The sequence below is a fragment of the Thiomicrospira sp. R3 genome (genome assembly GCF_029581415.1).
Taxonomy (GTDB): domain Bacteria; phylum Pseudomonadota; class Gammaproteobacteria; order Thiomicrospirales; family Thiomicrospiraceae; genus Thiomicrospira.
In genome coordinates, this window is the sequence record NZ_CP121121.1 from 1238979 (window position 1) to 1255349 (window position 16371).

Below are 16371 nucleotides of genomic sequence, written 5' to 3' on the forward strand. Positions count from 1 at the left end.
CACAGCAATAGTTGAAACTATTGCTAGCCCACTAAATAAAACCAATGCTTCCATGTTATTTATTCTCCAATAATAAGAAACCAAAAAGCGCAATCATGCCACTGGCATAAAAACCAATGGTAATGATTGTCCATTTTGATGCCATGTCAAATTCCAATATAGTCGTCAAAACCACACCCGCAAAAACCAGTTTTGAAATGTCGAGCAAGTAGTCGGCGAGTTTGTTTTTGAAGTTTTGATTCATGATGTTATCTTAACGCAATCTTAGTAGAAAGCCAAGCGAGGGCTTTTTGTTCTAGGTCTTGTAGGCTGGTGTTGTTGGTGAGGATCGAGTCGGCGCGTTGTTGGCGTTGTTGGCGTGGCGCTTGTTGTTTGATGATCTGTTGGATTTGCGCTAGGCTGCGTTGATCGCGTTGTTGAACGCGCTGGATTTGTAGTTGTTCATCACATTCAATCAGCAGTAGATGGTCGATTTGGTATTCAGGTTGATTAATTTGATTCAACACAGGAATGGCGACAAAAATTAACCGATGATGGGGCTTGAGTTGTTCAATCTGTTGGCGCACGGTTTGGCGCACCAGCGGATGTAAAATCGCTTCAATTTGCTGTTTAAGCTCGGGCTGGCTGAAAAAGGCATCGGCGAGTTTTTTGCGATCTAGTGTGCCTTCAGGGGTTAAATAATCCTTGCCTAAAAGTTCAATCATCGCCACCAGGCCTGGTTGCTCGGGTTCGGCCAATCTTTTCGCTACCTGGTCGGTATCGATCACCGGATAACCTAGGTTTTCAAACACGTTACACACGGCGGATTTTCCACAGCCTATCCCGCCCGTCACGCCAATAATTTGGCTAGATGGTTTCATTGCTTACTCCCTAGTTGAATTCATCTGTTATAAAGTGAGTCTTGCTTATTGAAGCCAATATTAGCATGAAATTAACAGCGTGATAGAATAGGCGCCTTGATTATAGCGAGCTAGGCGATTCTAAATGAAGCAAGGTAAAAAAACTAACAGGTCGAAATCAGACCCTGATTTGGGAGAAATTCGAATTATTGGCGGCGAGTGGCGTGGACGCAAGCTGCCTGTCGTGTCTCAAAGCGGTTTGCGCCCAACCTCCGATCGGATGCGTGAAACCTTATTTAATTGGTTGCAGTTTGAGTTACCGGGCGCTCGTTGTTTAGATGCCTTTGCAGGAACGGGAGCGTTAGGTTTTGAGGCCTTGTCACGGGGTGCGGCTTCGGTGGTGTTTGTTGATAAAAATGCAGAAGTAGTCCGCCAGTTAACGGCAAATAGTCAGCTACTTAATGCACGCAATGCGCAGGTATTTCATGCCGACAGCCAGGCCTGGTTGTCTCAGTTGGTGCTGAGTTCGAGTTACTTGGATGCTTTAGATATTGTGTTTATTGATCCACCATTTTATTTAGGTTTAGTTGATCCTTTTCTTGAGGTTTTAATCAACAAAAATGTGCTTAGCTATGCAAATGAAAAGGGTCGGACGAGTTGGTTGTATATTGAGCAAGAAAAAAGCTTGGCCTGGTCAGCTCGGTTATCTGGCTTTGAACTTTATAGGGAAAAAACCAGCGCACAAACCCGCGTCGGCCTATGGCGCCCATTGGATAAACTAAATAGAGAAGAGCTATGAGTATAACGGCGATTTACCCTGGCACGTTTGATCCGATTACCTGCGGTCATTCTGACTTAATTAAACGCGCGGCGCAGTTTTATGATCGCTTGATTATTGGGGTAGCGAATAATCGAAATAAAACCCCGTTGTTTTGTTTAGACGAGCGAATTAAATTGGCAAAAGCCGCCTGTGCGGATTATCCAAATGTTGAGGTGATTGGTTTTGATTGTTTGCTGGTTGAGTTTGTCAGGCAACAGCAAGGTCAGGTAATTTTGAGGGGGCTGCGGGCGGTATCGGATTTTGAATATGAGTTTCAATTGGCCTCAATGAATCGCAAGTTAGCCCCGGATGTAGAAACCATGTTTATGACTCCTGCCGAACAGTTTAGCTATATTTCGTCCAGTCTTGTTCGTGAGATTGCAGCGTTAAAAGGCGATATATCGGCATTTGTCCACCCAGAGGTGGCGAAAGCGATTCAAGCTAAGTTTGCTTAAATCGCTTTAACCGAGAGCCTACTTATCTGATTATAACCAGCGAACCCCTCCTGCCTTTTTAATCGCTGACAAGATTAATGTCGGCAAGGCTGAAAGTGCGATCACCGTTATTAAATGATCAAAACCCACTGAGGTGGTTCCTAATACTAGTTGTCCATAGGGCCAATAGATCATTGCAATGGATAAGGCACCTGATCCAGCGACTGCCCATAATAACGCCTTGTTGTTAAAGGGGTTGCGGTCATACAGAGTTGTAAAGGTTCTAGCATCAAAAATATGAAACAGCTGGCCAAAAATTAAGGTCATAAATGCCAGGGTTTGCGCATATTCCATACTGAAACCCTGCTCTATTGCATAGCTAAACACGGCATAGGTTAAGGCGCCTAGAACGAGGCCGCGAATAATGATTCGATGACTTAGGTGGTTTGCAAAAAAACTTTCATTCGCAGGGCGGGGTTTGCGTTTCATCACATCGCTTTCAGCGCCATCAATTCCAAGCGCAAGCGCCGGAATACCATCGCTGACTAGATTGACCCAAAGAATCATTAGCGGTGCGAGGGTTAATAGCACCACTAGATTGCCCGCTTCATCAAAAGTAGATGAAATCAAAATAAACGCAAACAATAACGCGGAAACCTCACTGACGTTAGCGGTGAGAGCTTGGCGAATAAATTTGCGGATATTGTCATAAATTCGTCGGCCTTCGCGTACCGCAGTGACGATAGTCGCAAAATTATCATCCAGTAAAATTAGGTCAGCAGATTCCTTGGCCACACCTGTGCCGCTTAAGCCCATTGCTACGCCAATATCTGCAGTGCGTAACGCGGGTGCATCGTTCACCCCATCGCCTGTCATTGCGACCACTTCACCGTGCGCTTGTAGAGCGCGCACAATACGTAATTTGTGTTCAGGCGTGACACGGGCAAAGATACGCACATCCTTAACCTGGTCAAATAGGCTTTGCTCATCCATCGCATTAAGTTGTGCCCCCGTTATAACAGGCGCATCCGCCTGTTTTACGATGCCCATTTGAAAAGCAATCGCGCGTGCGGTTTCAGCATGGTCGCCGGTAATCATCACCACACCTATGCCTGCGCTATGACAATCTTTAACGGCAATGGTTGCTTCAGGGCGGGGAGGGTCAATTATGCCGTAAATACCCATAAGGGTGAGTTTGGTTTCTAGAGCGATATCAGGGTTTTCAAGATCGGTTTCGCTCAAGGGACGACAGGCAACGGCCAAGGTGCGTAAGGCGTGTTGTGCGAAGTGTTCGACCGCTCCTTGTGCTTGTTGTTCATGTTTATTAAAGGTGTGTTTTTCACCTTGAACCATAATGTGGTCGCAACGACTCATTATCACATCCGGTGCGCCTTTTACATACAACCAGGCCTGGTTGTTCTGGTCATAAACAATCACACTCATCATTTTACGCGAGGAGTCAAACGGAAAACTGTGTGCGATGTCCATGTCTTGCAGCAGTGATTCTTTGGTGATCTGCGCTTTAGCGGCCGCTACGACAATCGCGCCTTCGGTGGGTAGGCCATGAATGGTGTAGTGTCCGTCTTTTTCTACTAAACGTGTATCGCTGCACAATGCGGACATTTTTAGCATATCGATTAATTGTGCGTGGTGTTGAGGGTTAATTTCTTGTTTTTCATGGTTATAGAACTGGCCTTTTGGTTCATAACCTGTGCCATCTAAAAAGAACTTTTCGCCTCCAACCCACATTTGCTTAACTTGCATTTTATTTTGCGTCAGTGTGCCAGTTTTATCTGAACAGATCACAGACGTTGAGCCAAGGGTTTCAACCGATGTTAAATGTTTAGCCAGTGCATTAGAGCGCATCATTTGGTAGGCACCGAGGGTTAATACAATCGTGACGACAGTCGGCAAGCCTTCGGGAATCGCCGCCACAGCCAGCGAAATACCGGTGCTGCTCATGTCGATAAATGTCATGCCTTGGAAGAAGCCTAGGGCAAGAATAAAGGACACAATAATTAAAGCAGCCCAAATTAAAATATGCGACATATTTTTGATGCGCAGTTGCAGCGGTGTTAGGCGTTGTTCTGTGCTAGCCATTAATTCGGCAATATGGCCTACTTCGGTTTTCATGCCTGTGCCGGTTACGATAGCCGTTCCGTAGCCATGGGTGACCGCAGTACTCATAAAGACCATATTCACCTGGTCCGCAAGAATAAGGTGCTCATCATTGAGTTTTTCTATTTTTTTGCGTACCGGTTCGGATTCACCTGTCAGTGCAGATTCATCAATTTGCAGTTGTACGCTTTCGACCAGACGCGCATCAGCGGGGGTAATGGTACCGGTTTCAAGTTTAATAAGGTCACCGGGTACCAATTCAGAAGCCGTGATATGGTGCCATTCACCATCACGTTTTACCCAGCACTTGGGTGCGGCCATATCACGTAGCGCATCCATCGAGCGTTGCGCTTTAAATTCTTGGACAAAGCTGATAGTTGCGTTAATCAGTATGATAGCGAGTATCGCAACCGCATCAACGTAATGCTCAATATAAAACGACAAGACCGCACCAAAAAACAGCACAATAAGTAGCGGGTTTTTGAGCTGTTTTAAAAACAACAGAATTGATGATACATTTTTTGCTTGGCTGAGCTGGTTAGGCCCCACTTCAGTGAGCCGTTGTTGGGCATCAGTTTGCGTTAAACCTTGCTCGGCATCGGTCTTAAATTCATGTGTTAGGGCTTTTATATCTTGGGTAAAAGCGGGTTGTTTGATGTTTTCGGTGGACATAAGTAGTCTCAGCGGTTTCGGGTTTCAAGTTTGAAGGGAATTTGGGTGACTTGACCATCAGCTTGATAAGCGAGCAGCGTAAGTTGCCAATACATGACTTCATTGGTACAGAAAGCGAGCATTGTTTGACCTTTGAATTGGTTGGGGTTGTTTGCGTCAGCTTGTAACACCACGCGATTGTAACCCATATACATATTGATGCCGGAAATATCAAGCTTAAGTTTATCTGTTGTTATGTTTTGTAATGTCACTTCAACCTGCAAGGGTTTGGCAATAGGAATAGGTTGGGGATTGAGAGTCAGGCTTGCGCTGGCGTTAGCGTATTGAGCGTGGCAGGTTTGCTGATGCAAATCGCAATTTTCGACCATAGGCCAAACATCGCCTTCAAATTTGTCGCCACAGCCACCGAGTATAAAGCTGAGAAATACCACCGAAGTGAAAGCGAGTAAACGCATCATCAAACCCCTAATAAAATCATTGGTAAAAGCATAAGCTACAATGAGGTGAGCCGCAAGCACTAAGTGGTAAATTTATATTGACGCGTCCGTTTTGGTGTGACATTTGGGCTGGAAATTCGGTTGGCAATGGGGGCAAAGGTAACTTGCGCGTTGGAAATGAACTTCGCGTTCTATCGGTGTTTGACACACTAAGCAGGCCTGGTTTGCACGGTCATAGACATAGAGCTTTTGTGCAAAATAGCCCGGTTTCCCGCTAGGTGACATAAAGTCTTTAAGGGTGGTGCCCCCTTGCTCAATCGCTGCAGCTAAAACCTGCTTTATAATTCGTACCAGCTGATCGCATTCAGCATAGGTTAAGCTTTTAGCTGTCCGAAGTGGATGGATGCCGGCAAGAAACAAGGATTCATTGGCATAGATGTTTCCGACCCCGACTACAAAATGGTTATTCATAATTAATGCTTTGATTGCGGTATTTCGCTGGATAATGGCGCGGTGTAAATAGCTTGCATTGAAATCATCCGCTAGGGGTTCTGGCGCCAATTTAGCCAGTAAAGGATGATCCAACGGGTTTTTATCTGTCCAAAGCCATGCGCCAAATCGGCGGGGGTCTTGATAACGCAGGCAAGTACCATTTTTGAGGATTAAATCAATATGGTCATGTTTTTGTGCAGGGGTCTGGGCGGCTAGTAGGCGCAGGTGTCCTGACATCCCTAGGTGGATGATAATATGACCGGCGTGACTTTGACCGAATTGGGTTTCGAGCAATAGGTATTTGGCTCGGCGGAAAACTCGACTAATCACCAGGCCTGGTTGAACCGCGCATAGCTCGGCTGCAACGGGCCAGCGTAGTTGAGTATTTCGGACAATAATCTGTTGGATCGTTTGCCCTTTTAGCGAAGGCTCAATACCGCGCTTGGTGGTTTCGACTTCCGGTAGTTCTGGCATAAGGTTGTCACTGACCTATTTTGTTAAAATCTGTGCTAATGCGGATTGGGCATCTGGGTATTGAAACACAAAACCCGATTGTTGCAAGCGTTTCGGCACGACACAGCTACTATGAGTGAGCACCTGGGTGCCTTCGCCAAAAATCAGTTTTAACATAAATTCTGGCATGGGTAGGCCATAAGGTCGATGCAAGGTTTTGGCTAACACTCGAGCAAAGTCTTTTTGTTTGAGGGGGTGGGGTGCGGATATATTGATGGGGCCGGTTTGTTCAGGGTGGTTGATCGCCCATTTGAATCCGGCGATCAGGTCATCAATATGCACCCAGCTGAAACATTGTTCGCCACTAGCGACCGGGCCACCGAGTCCGAGTTTAAACGCAGGCAACATTTTTTGTAACGCACCGCCATCTTTCCCTAGCACCACACCAAAGCGCATAATAAGTGGCGAAGGTAAAAGCTGTTGACTTGCCTGCTCCCAGGCTTGGCCAAGCTGGCCTAAAAATCCAGTATCCACTTGGTTGCAGCTTTCGTCAACCGGTTCGCCGCAGGGTTTTTGGGGGTAGATGCCAATCGCAGACACGGCAATAATTTGTTGCGGTGGGCTGTCAAGTTGTTGGAGTGCGCGTGCCAATAATACCGTGGTATCTATGCGGCTGGTGTATAGTTCTTTTTTATAGGCTTGGTTCCAACGTTGGCCGATATTAGCGCCACTCATTTGAACGATGACCTGTTGGTTGGTGGTTAATGAGGTCAGGTGTTCAAGTGAGCGAAACGCAGTACGTCCCGCTTGGGTTACCTGGTGACCGTCTTGGCGTAAAGCCGTTGCGAGGTGGCGACCTACAAAGCCGGTGCCGCCTAAGAGTAGAATGTTCATGGCTTTTTTCCTGTATTGGGTGAAATTATTAAATTTTTTTCTACAATTATTATACAAAAGTTAAGGATGTGTTATGCGGTTAAATAATGCAATTGTTATCACGGGAGCGGGTCAGCGTATTGGCTATTATTTGGCAAACCAATTTTTAACTCACACGGACTTTCCTGTTATTTTCAGTTACCGGACTGAGCGGTCAGGGGTTGCGGCACTGCAAGCTAAGGGGGGCATCGCCATTCGCGCTGACTTTAATCAGCCTGGCGAGATTGCGTGTTTTATTGAACAGGTTAATCAGCGCGTGACCAGTTTGCGTGCCCTGATTCATAATGCGTCTGTTTGGTTAGATGATGATGCGCCAACTAGTTTTGAACAGCAGATGCGCTTACACGTTGAGTTGCCTTATCAGTTAAATCGGGGGTTAGTTGATCCGTTGAATGCGTCGGCTGGCGCGGATATTATTTCGATCAGTGATGCAAAAGTTGCACGGGGTAGCGGTCATCAAGTGGCTTATTTAGCCTCTAAAGCCGCGCTGCAAAGCATGACCAAGTCGTTTGCGCTCGCTTATGGTTCAAAGGTTAAGGTGAATGATATTGCGCCTGCTTTGATTATGTTTAATCAAGGGGATGATGCCGAGTATCGTCAGCAACGCTTAAAGGAAAACTTAATACCGATTGAGCCTGGCCCAGAGGTTGTTTGGCAAACCGTGAATTTTATCATGAGCAACCCCTATCTAACAGGGCAGGTGATTGGATTGGATGGCGGGCGTAATTTGATGCCCTGAGCTGTAAACAACTTATACACGACTTTTATGTTTTTTATGCACAATAATGTTTTTACTTTAATCTGTGCAGTGATTAGTTCTATTGATAGGGTTTTGGGGTTATTAATTGCTATACTTATTAAAGATTCGATGCTTAATTGGAGTTTATCATGTTTAAAAATGCGCAGTCGTTGAACACCAAGGTGATTGGTATTGCGGTAACGGTTGGAGTGATCGTTGCTCTTGTTGTGGGCCTAATGATGTACTTGAGCTCGGTTAAGCCCGTGCAGTCGACTGTTGAAGCTGCGATGTTAGAAGAAATGCAGGTTCATATTAACGCTGCCATAGAGCTTAAAGTACAAAGTGGCATTATGGGGGCCACGGCAATGACTTTGCAGCGAAATGTGATGGAGGCGTTAGTGGTTGAAGATCGCGACGAGGTTCTCGATTTGTTTGGCGGTATTCGTGAAGGCTTTCGTTCTAAATCGAATTTTAACAATATAGCAACGATTTTATTAACCGCTGATGGTCGAATGTTGGTTCGCTCTTGGGACCTTGATAATTATGGGCAAAGCGCAGCAAACAGTCCGTTAATCCAGCGTGCGATGTCTGAAAAGCAAGCGTTTGCAGCCTTGGGTGTTGGGGCGAGAGGCGTGGGCGTAATGGCCATTTCACCTGTGGTGGATGAAGGTGAATTCTTGGGGATGATTTCGTTATTACAAGACCTAGCTTCAGTGGTTTATGACTTTAAGCATAATTTGAATATTGATTGGGTATTGTTAACGGATAAGCGCTATTTAAATGAAAAGTATCCTGGCATGGGTATTGTGGAAGAGAATACGGCGATTGGTGAGAATTATGTGTTGGCGAACAATCGTTGGTTTGATGAAGCAACGGTTAAACTCTTTACGCGCAGTTATACCGAGCAAGCCGATGATCAACTCGCGGTTTATGTTAGAGATGGCAAGGTGGTGATCGATATCCCTGCGTATGATGAAGAAAATAATGTTTTAGGTCGACACCTTTTCATCATGGATGAGCAGCGTTATCTTGCGCCTATTCAAATGGCGATGAATAATGCATGGCTATCCCTTGCCAGTGTGCTTGTTGGTATTTTCTTATTAACCTTTGCTTTGGTCTTGGCGATAGGGCGCATGGTTATTAAGCCACTGCAACGGGTGCAGCTATTAAGTGAACAAATTATTAAGACAGGTGATTTTAGCTTACGGGCATCCATTAGTTCCAATGATGAAGTGGGTAAAACATCGCTGGCGATCAATCAACTGCTTGAAAATGTAAGTGAAGCACTGACGGGGGCAAACAAAACCGTTTCTGCGATTGCCGAAGGTGATTTTAATCAGCGGATAGAAGGTCAGTATGTGGGAGACCTTCAGACGTTGCAACAGGGTGTGAATGCCAGTGCCGACAATATTGCTAAAGTGATGACTCAGTTTGGACGGACAATGGAGGCCATGAAACGCGGCGAATTCAAGCTCAAACTTGAATGCGAAGCGAAGGGTGAATACCTGAAAATGATGAATAACGCTCAAGCCACTATGGATGAGATGAGTGAAATTATTGCCGAAATTAATAGTGTGATGCAGGCGATGGCACAGGGTGAGTTTAATCACCGCGTTCAAACTCAAGCCAAAGGTGAGATGAAGTTACTCAAAGATAGCATCAATGAATCTATGGAGCAGCTGGATGAGGCGATTAAAGAAATCACCAGGATTGTTGTCGCACAAAGTGAAGGCGATTTAACCCAGCTTATTAACGGCGATTATGAGGGTGATTTACTGCGTTTGAAAAATGCGGTAAATAGTTCGTTAACAAAACTAGCACAGATCGTATCTCAAGCCGTTCAAGCCGCAGATATAGTGAACAATGCCGCTAAGGAGGTTTCCCAGGGATCGCTTGACTTAAGTGAGCGCGTTCAGCAACAGGCCGCAGCATTAGAGCAAACCTCGGCAACGATGGATCAAATGAACTCAGCGGTACAAAATAATACCGATAATGCCCAAAATGCAGCTAAGGTGGCTGGCAGTGTGCAAGCAGAAGCTCAGCAGGGTGAAAAAGTGATGAAGCAAACGATAGCTGCGATGGGGGCTATCCAAGAGTCAAGTCATAAGATATCTGAAATAGTTTCTTTGATAGATGGTATTGCTTTTCAGACTAATTTGCTGGCATTGAATGCCGCAGTTGAAGCGGCGCGTGCTGGTGAGCATGGTCGTGGGTTTGCAGTCGTTGCGGGTGAAGTACGTGCGCTTGCACAAAAATCAGCAGAAGCCGCAAAAGATATTAAAAAATTAATCAATGAGAGTGTTGGTAGAATTGATGAAGGGACTAAGCTTGCGAGCGCTTCCGGTGAGCGCCTTGATGCTATCACGCATTCTATCGAAGAGGTTAGCGCAATGATTAATCAGATTGCCCAGGCCTCTGCAGAGCAAGCTGATGGCGTGTCTCAAGTGCATTCAGCTATTTCGGATATTGATTGCGCAACGCAACAAAATGCGGCATTAGTTGAGCAGACTTCAGCTACCTCTGAATCCATGAGTGAACAGGCGAATGAACTAAGTCGTAATATGGGGTTTTTCAAAACGTCCAGTTCAGCGAGTCCTGCAAAAATAGCAGCAAAAGCAGCTCCTAAATTAACCAAAAATACAGTTAAATCAATAAAGCCCATGCCGCAGATTAAAGAGGCTAAATCAAATAGTGATGAGTGGCAGGAATTTTAAAAAAAAACATTGCCAATGATAGAAATAGCTTATAATTATGGGTAATGAGTTTATAAGCTTGTATATTCAGAACTGAGGAGTTTAAAGATGAAGCTAACAATTGTTGCTGTTACAACGTTAAGTCTAATGGGTTTAAATGCGGCGCATGCTAATTCAATCCCCCACGAGCAAAACCCAGGTTATGTTTGGGATACCAATGGTAATGTGGTTCGTGATGGGTTTGGTGGCTGTGTAAGAACCATTAACTGGTCTATGGATACCGCTATTGCTCGCTGTGAAGGTATTGAGGAAGTGAAGGAAGTAGCAAAATCTAAGCCTGTTGTTCCTGTTGCCCCCGCTAAGCCAGCGCCAGAGCCAGCGCCTATTGTATTACCAGAAAAGTCAGTGATTAACTACAAGTTTGATAACGCTAACTTTGATCAAAGAACCGGTGTATCAGGTGATTTGGATGCGATTGTCGAGTTCGCTAAAGCGAATCCGAATGCAACTGTTGTTATCAGTGGCCATACTTGTACTATGGGTTCACGTGCTTACAATGAAGCCTTGGCTAAAAATCGTGCGAATGCAGTACAAGCACACCTAGTTTTCCGTGGTGTTCCAGCTAAGCAAATAGAATCAAAAGGTTATGCGTTCGATAAGCCAGTAGCTAGTAATGACACCGAGCAGGGCCGTGAGAAAAACCGTCGTGCAGAAGTTGAAGTTAAAAAGTAAGCTTTAGATTTTAAGCTCAAAAAAGCGCACATTAAGTGCGCTTTTTTTTTGTGCTATGTAAGTCAAACGCTTAGGATTGCTTTTGCAGGAAAACCATGGTTTCAACCTGCTGGGTATGGGGAAGCATATCATACAGTTGACACTTGGCTAGACGATAGTTTTGTTACTCAAGTGATATTAAGTCTGTGAGCAGCGTATCGCTGTGACAAGAGTGTAAAACCGTTTGGATCAAACTATACTTTAGTGGCTTCACTTGATAATAAGGCTGCTGGTTTTCGAGCATGCATGGTTAAAAGCAGACGTACTCTGCGAGGTAGTTTCATTGATGCTCGAGATTAAGATGGATCGGCAGACGGGTTGCCAATAACATCACCCACCCTAGCATTAAAATAAACAGGGTCGAATGAGGGCGGTAGTTTTTCGTTGATAACAAAGTACATAAAAACAGCGTGTAACGCGCCAAATCGGTAGAAAAGGGTACCAATATAGCGTTTAAACCAACCAGGTTCGATGCGGTTAAGTTTGAGCTTACTTTTGGCTGCACCAAATAGATAGCCGTAGGTGGCTCCAACAATTTTTTGGTCAGATTTTAAACGACCATGTTTGACAAAATCTTTTGATAAGCGAACGGCTTCACGAATCGACCGAGAAATAGACAGTGCAAGGTCCCTGCTAATAGTTCTACGACCTGGCTTGGCTTGATAGTTTTTTACTAAACGGTACTTTTCCGTGAGTACGGAATGGGCTTTAGCTAAGTGCAGGGTAATTTCACCTTTACGCGATTGGTGATAAAACACATGCGTACTTAGGCTGGTAAAAAACTCTCGTTTAAAGACTAGGCGGCTCAACTTGTTGGTAATGTCTTTAAAAGAAAAGAAAGGCATGGTGAATATCGGAATCAGAATCAGCATAGTGAATAAAATGCTAAAGCTTATAGCTAATGAACGCCGTCTAAATTGAACCCCCTCATGCAAGGTAACAAGGACAAGAAAAATGCTGGTAATAAGCACAAAGGTCAATAAGAAGGTATTAAATACGTGGGATAGTAGAAACTTTCGCCCTTCTGGGCTTAAGGTGATCGCTTTTAAAAAACGCCTTGTCTCATTTAGACGAAACGCCAATTCAGTATTCAAAGTTAATCCTCCCGTTTATCAAGTGACTATCCTAGCAGTTTATTTGTAATGAAGTTGATCATTTTTAATGATTATAAATAAGGTTAGCTTAAGATTGTATAGATTATGGTGCGCCCGAAGGGATTTGAACCCCTGGCCTCTGCCTCCGGAGGGCAGCGCTCTATCCAGCTGAGCTACGGGCGCAAGCTTGCAAATCGGTTGTATTATAAGGGTTTGGCTTGAGTGTGTGAAGTCTTTTAGTTTATTTCTCTTTTAGTGCATTTTATTGGTTAATAATTTTAGTGTATGCGGTTTGGAAATCGAGCTTGCCGGTTATCTCAAAGACCTGGGTGTGTTGAAGTAGGTGTTGATAGTCTTGTATGTTTGGGCTTTGGCCGTTTTTTTGAAAGGATTGATCCGCTTTTTGGTAAAAAACACCCGGCGATTTTATTATGCCTTGCAGCAAGTCTTCACGCTGGTTTAAATCAACCTGGCTTAGGGTGGGTGTTTGAGCGCTGTCTAGCTGCCAGTTAAGTAGGTAGAGTTGGTCAAGGGGTGCAATGGCTTGACGTTTAACTGCTGGATAAAGTTGTTGGATGGGCGCATCGTATTTTTCTTCAAGTGCGCGAAGTTGGTTTTCGGGCATGGAGAGATAGGGTTGGTGATTTTCAATTAATCGGTGGAGCTTTGGGTTGTGGACAATGGTGCCGGGGTTAATGCGAGGTTGTTTTGGAATCCCGCGCATCAAAACGCGGTTGTCTTGTGCGTGCATTAAAATCCGATCATTGCTGATAAATCCTTGCGCCTGTTCAAGCAGTTTAAGCATTAGGGTGGACTTTCCTCCCCCTGACACGCCTGCAATCGCAATACCTCGTTGATCGTTGAGTTGCAGTGCTGCGCAGTGGCCTAAAAGCCAGCCTTGGTTTTGCCAGTGGTTGAGGTTTTGGCTAAGGATGAAGTTAATTACCTGGTTAGGGTGGGTGTTGAGATCGCCAAAGGCAGCAAGCGTTTGTGCGTTTTGCCACAATACGAGACCCGTTTTGACTTTGTGAACCAGTCGTTGAGGTTGACCCAGATGGTTTTGAAAGTCATGGACGGCTTCTTTGCGGCCTGTTTTTCCGAGTTCACGTTGCCAGTCTTTAAAGGCTAGGCGGTAGAGTGCTTCAAGTTCATAGGTTTGGTCGAAGTGGAGCGCTAAGAGCGTTTGGCTATCTTGTGGGGCTTGTGTGCTGAATAAAGCCAAATCACCAAAATAATCAGCTAAAACCTCCAGTAGTGCACGCGAGTTTGATTGCACGGTAATAGACCAGCTATCAAGGTTGACCACCAGGCCTGGTGCGTGGGTGGGTGTTTTGTTTATTAGGGTTTGTAGTGTGTATAAACTTGAAGTCATAGTGGGTTAATTGCCTGTAATCTTGGCGATAACATAGTCCGCATATTTCTCTGCAATATTAATCCCCAAGCCTTCTTTCGCTCCTTTAAAGCCACCAAAGGCCGATACTTCAAAACACACTGGCCCTTGCTCCGTTTCGGCTATATCGACGGTGGTAAAATCGAGTTTGAATAAGGCTTGCGCCTTGGCCGCCATGGCAATGATGTCATCAGAAGGATAGGCCGCTGCGTATTTTCCACCATTGGCAATGGTGGTGTTCCAGCTGGTTGAGCTTGATACACGGGCGTAAGCGCCTTGATATTGGCCACCTAAAAACATCAGTCCGAGGTCATGCCCAGGTAGGGTTAGTTTTTTCTGGATATAGTAAAAACCATGTTTTTGATGGTAGGTACTGAGTTGGCTAAGTAGTTTTTTATCGCCCTGTTTGGCTTTGATTAGCTCCATGCCAGTCGCTTTGGTGGAAAAAAGGGGTTTAAGTATGGCTTCATCAAATTGATGCACAGCGTTTAGGGCGGCGTTAATATCTTCGGTGATAATGGTTGGTGGCATGGGTATATCGGCCTGCGCAAGGCTAACGGTGCAGGCCATTCTGTCGACTAACCGAATAATCGATTCGGGTGGCGAAAAGATTTGGCATTGACAGGATTCAACAAATCTTAAGATTTCGAGCCGATCTAAAATGGCTGGGCTGTAGGTTTGCGATATTTTCTTGATAATTATCGCATCAAGTTCACAAAGGTTAAACCCTTTATACAGCACTTTTTTATCGGCGAGGTTGGCGACGACTTGTTCAATATCAATGACCAGCCGAAACCCCGTACGTTGTTCAATCGCCTCGGCGAGGACTTCGGTTGACCATTTGCCTTCAATGCCAACCACACCTATTTTTAAATCAGTCACGGAAGAGTTCCTTTGAAATACGATACGTTAATAAATCTTGGGGATTGTCAGTTAATTGAGTGATAGTTTCAAGTAAATAACGACCACGAAAGTGCATAGATTTAGCATGGGTTTGATCCAATACAAAACGTGTAGAGGTTAAAAAAGACCGCGCTAAGCCTAGAGCTAAGCGCAGGTGAAAGTGGTGGTCTTGGTTTTGTTGGGCATAATCTGCGCCAAAATCATAAATACGATCCATGCTCAGTGCAAGTTGTTTGCGCACGCCTGGATCGAAATTCATTAGGCGATAGTGCGATACCATCAGAACCGATAAGTCTTGAACATAATCAAGGTAGTCGGAGCGGTGGAGGTCAATAAAGTTGATGGTTTGAGTTTGGCTGTCAAACAAAATATTGTCAAGATTAAAGTCACCATGAATATAGACTGCCATAGGGACAACCAGGCCTGCTTCTCGTTCTGCGGCCTGTTTAATTAAGGTTTCTAGACGTTCTTGTTTTAATTCTCCAATTTGACTTTGGCTTACTTCAAATTCAGGGTGAACCTGATAAATGTCGGGTAAACGTTTTTTAAGTTGCTGCATAAAGCTGGCGGCTACGGGGCTGTCAATTTGGGTGTCTTGCCAGATTTTGGGTAGCAGCGCAAAAAGGGCATCAAGCGCGCAGTTTGTTTTTTCATGCTGTTGTTTGATTAGCAGGCTATCAAGGGTGTCGCCTTCTAGGTATTCATACAACAAAGCGGCCTTGTCACCGGAGCGATGGTAGGAGTAGAGCTTGGGGGCAATGCCAGGGTATTTTTTTTGCCAGCGTTGAATACCTTGTTTTTCTTCTTTGAGTTTAGTTTGGTCACCTTGTTTGAAGACCGCGATAATTTTATCTTCGTCATCATCTTGGTTTTTTACCCCCGAAATGAGGCATCCGGACTTGGTTTCACCGAGGGAGTGAATGCTGAGGTCATCCGTGTTGAGTTTAAGCTGGGTCAGGGTCGCTTCCAGTGAGCGATAACGTTGAATTTCAATCGGTTGGCCCATTTTTTCAGAAATAATCGCTTCGCCAATATGGAGTAAGGATTCACTAAGTTTGCTGAGGTCGTGAATAATAAAGCTGGCTTGTAGCAGGTCTTCGTTTTGGTGTTTGTTATTGGCTAATTTGGCCAGCTTTTTACGCAAGACATCGGCATGGCTGTCTAGCTGAATTTTTCTTCGGCAAAGTTTAAGAGCCGCTTGGAGGTTAGGGTCAGCCATTGCACTTTCTATGGTATCAAGCCCTTCTAGTAATTCACTAAAGCTTTGAAAAATTTGTTTGCGTTGAATCCATTTAAACTGTTTAAGTTGGCGACTATGGAATATAAAGTCATCAAGCCGATGGGAAAACGCCCGCAAACTGTAGCTTAGGTGGTTAAGGCTGTAAAAGTGTTCAGCTGGAACCTGTTGCAGTCGATTGACGAGTTGAATGTGGTAGTTATCAATATAGTCACGGCGTTTTAAGCTGCTGGAGGCATAACGTAATTCACCGGTTTGGAGAAAGCGTTCAACGAGTCGCAGTTGTTTGCGAATTTCTAGTATTAAAAAACTCAGCGCATCGGGTTGATGGAGTGCCTGGGGCATA

The 16371-nt window shown here is 44.9% G+C and carries 15 protein-coding genes and 1 tRNA gene; 5 read left to right on the forward strand and 11 right to left on the reverse strand.

The features are described from left to right. Positions 1-55: 55 nt before the first annotated feature. Positions 56-244 (reverse strand): DUF6722 family protein, encoded by a 189-nt coding sequence (locus tag P8S55_RS06235; RefSeq protein ID WP_289223374.1) that lies wholly within the window; start codon positions 242-244, stop codon positions 56-58. Positions 245-248: 4 nt separating this feature from the next. Then, positions 249-860, reverse strand: coding sequence for a dephospho-CoA kinase (gene coaE, locus P8S55_RS06240; protein ID WP_289223375.1), 612 nt, complete (start codon positions 858-860; stop codon positions 249-251). 124 nt (positions 861-984) lie between these two features. Between coaE and rsmD the strand changes: the two genes are divergently transcribed. Continuing rightward, complete coding sequence (rsmD, locus tag P8S55_RS06245; protein WP_289223376.1) at positions 985-1638, forward strand: 16S rRNA (guanine(966)-N(2))-methyltransferase RsmD; 654 nt, start codon at positions 985-987, stop codon at positions 1636-1638. Next, positions 1635-2114, forward strand: coding sequence for a pantetheine-phosphate adenylyltransferase (gene coaD, locus P8S55_RS06250; RefSeq protein ID WP_289223377.1), 480 nt, complete (start codon positions 1635-1637; stop codon positions 2112-2114). Before rsmD ends, coaD begins: the two co-directional genes overlap by 4 nt. A gap of 30 nt (positions 2115-2144) precedes the next feature. Here coaD and P8S55_RS06255 read toward each other — a convergent pair whose 3' ends face one another. The 4 genes from P8S55_RS06255 to P8S55_RS06270 form a co-directional block, all read right to left on the reverse strand. Further along, positions 2145-4883: a cation-translocating P-type ATPase gene (locus tag P8S55_RS06255; RefSeq protein WP_289223378.1), complete on the reverse strand. Its 2739-nt coding sequence runs from the start codon at positions 4881-4883 to the stop codon at positions 2145-2147. Between the two features lie 8 nt (positions 4884-4891). Further along, on the reverse strand, positions 4892-5341 hold the full coding sequence (locus P8S55_RS06260; RefSeq protein ID WP_289223379.1) for a hypothetical protein: 450 nt from the start codon (positions 5339-5341) through the stop codon (positions 4892-4894). A 72-nt stretch (positions 5342-5413) separates the two neighbouring features. Continuing rightward, positions 5414-6286 carry a bifunctional DNA-formamidopyrimidine glycosylase/DNA-(apurinic or apyrimidinic site) lyase gene (gene mutM / locus P8S55_RS06265; protein WP_289223380.1) on the reverse strand — a complete coding sequence of 291 codons (873 nt, stop codon included), beginning with the start codon at positions 6284-6286 and terminating at the stop codon, positions 5414-5416. Between the two features lie 15 nt (positions 6287-6301). Then, positions 6302-7159, reverse strand: a complete 858-nt coding sequence (locus tag P8S55_RS06270; RefSeq protein WP_289223381.1) for a TIGR01777 family oxidoreductase — start codon at positions 7157-7159, stop codon at positions 6302-6304. A 73-nt stretch (positions 7160-7232) separates the two neighbouring features. Here P8S55_RS06270 and folM point away from each other — a divergent pair, with 73 nt between their 5' ends. The 3 genes from folM to P8S55_RS06285 all read left to right on the forward strand — a co-directional run bounded on the left by folM (position 7233) and on the right by P8S55_RS06285 (position 11362). Next, positions 7233-7937 (forward strand): dihydromonapterin reductase, encoded by a 705-nt coding sequence (folM, locus tag P8S55_RS06275; RefSeq protein ID WP_289223382.1) that lies wholly within the window; start codon positions 7233-7235, stop codon positions 7935-7937. Positions 7938-8086: 149 nt separating this feature from the next. Further along, entirely contained in the window at positions 8087-10651 is a 2565-nt protein-coding gene (locus P8S55_RS06280; RefSeq protein WP_289223383.1) for a methyl-accepting chemotaxis protein, read from the forward strand. Between the two features lie 87 nt (positions 10652-10738). Continuing rightward, a complete protein-coding gene (locus P8S55_RS06285) occupies positions 10739-11362 on the forward strand; it encodes an OmpA family protein (RefSeq protein ID WP_289223384.1) in 624 nt (207 codons plus the stop codon). Positions 11363-11697: 335 nt separating this feature from the next. Here P8S55_RS06285 and P8S55_RS06290 read toward each other — a convergent pair whose 3' ends face one another. From P8S55_RS06290 to P8S55_RS06310, 5 genes are all read right to left on the reverse strand, one after another. Further along, entirely contained in the window at positions 11698-12495 is a 798-nt protein-coding gene (locus tag P8S55_RS06290; RefSeq protein ID WP_289223385.1) for a hypothetical protein, read from the reverse strand. A 106-nt stretch (positions 12496-12601) separates the two neighbouring features. Then, positions 12602-12678, reverse strand: a tRNA-Arg gene (locus P8S55_RS06295). A gap of 79 nt (positions 12679-12757) precedes the next feature. Further along, on the reverse strand, positions 12758-13867 hold the full coding sequence (locus tag P8S55_RS06300) for an HprK-related kinase B (RefSeq protein ID WP_289223386.1): 1110 nt from the start codon (positions 13865-13867) through the stop codon (positions 12758-12760). Between the two features lie 6 nt (positions 13868-13873). Beyond that, on the reverse strand, positions 13874-14767 hold the full coding sequence (locus P8S55_RS06305; protein WP_289223387.1) for a GAK system ATP-grasp enzyme: 894 nt from the start codon (positions 14765-14767) through the stop codon (positions 13874-13876). Continuing rightward, positions 14760-16370, reverse strand: coding sequence for a phosphotransferase (locus P8S55_RS06310; RefSeq protein ID WP_289223388.1), 1611 nt, complete (start codon positions 16368-16370; stop codon positions 14760-14762). The genes P8S55_RS06305 and P8S55_RS06310 overlap by 8 nt, the downstream gene beginning before the upstream one ends. Position 16371: the final 1 nt, after the last annotated feature.

Coding starts and splice junctions, on each gene's coding strand:
- P8S55_RS06235 (WP_289223374.1), bottom strand. CDS start 244: ATGAATCAAAACTTCAAAAACAAACTCGCCGACTACTTGCTCGACATT.
- coaE (WP_289223375.1), bottom strand. CDS start 860: ATGAAACCATCTAGCCAAATTATTGGCGTGACGGGCGGGATAGGCTGT.
- rsmD (WP_289223376.1), top strand. CDS start 985: ATGAAGCAAGGTAAAAAAACTAACAGGTCGAAATCAGACCCTGATTTG.
- coaD (WP_289223377.1), top strand. CDS start 1,635: ATGAGTATAACGGCGATTTACCCTGGCACGTTTGATCCGATTACCTGC.
- P8S55_RS06255 (WP_289223378.1), bottom strand. CDS start 4,883: ATGTCCACCGAAAACATCAAACAACCCGCTTTTACCCAAGATATAAAA.
- P8S55_RS06260 (WP_289223379.1), bottom strand. CDS start 5,341: ATGATGCGTTTACTCGCTTTCACTTCGGTGGTATTTCTCAGCTTTATA.
- mutM (WP_289223380.1), bottom strand. CDS start 6,286: ATGCCAGAACTACCGGAAGTCGAAACCACCAAGCGCGGTATTGAGCCT.
- P8S55_RS06270 (WP_289223381.1), bottom strand. CDS start 7,159: ATGAACATTCTACTCTTAGGCGGCACCGGCTTTGTAGGTCGCCACCTC.
- folM (WP_289223382.1), top strand. CDS start 7,233: ATGCGGTTAAATAATGCAATTGTTATCACGGGAGCGGGTCAGCGTATT.
- P8S55_RS06280 (WP_289223383.1), top strand. CDS start 8,087: ATGTTTAAAAATGCGCAGTCGTTGAACACCAAGGTGATTGGTATTGCG.
- P8S55_RS06285 (WP_289223384.1), top strand. CDS start 10,739: ATGAAGCTAACAATTGTTGCTGTTACAACGTTAAGTCTAATGGGTTTA.
- P8S55_RS06300 (WP_289223386.1), bottom strand. CDS start 13,867: ATGACTTCAAGTTTATACACACTACAAACCCTAATAAACAAAACACCC.
- P8S55_RS06310 (WP_289223388.1), bottom strand. CDS start 16,370: ATGCCCCAGGCACTCCATCAACCCGATGCGCTGAGTTTTTTAATACTA.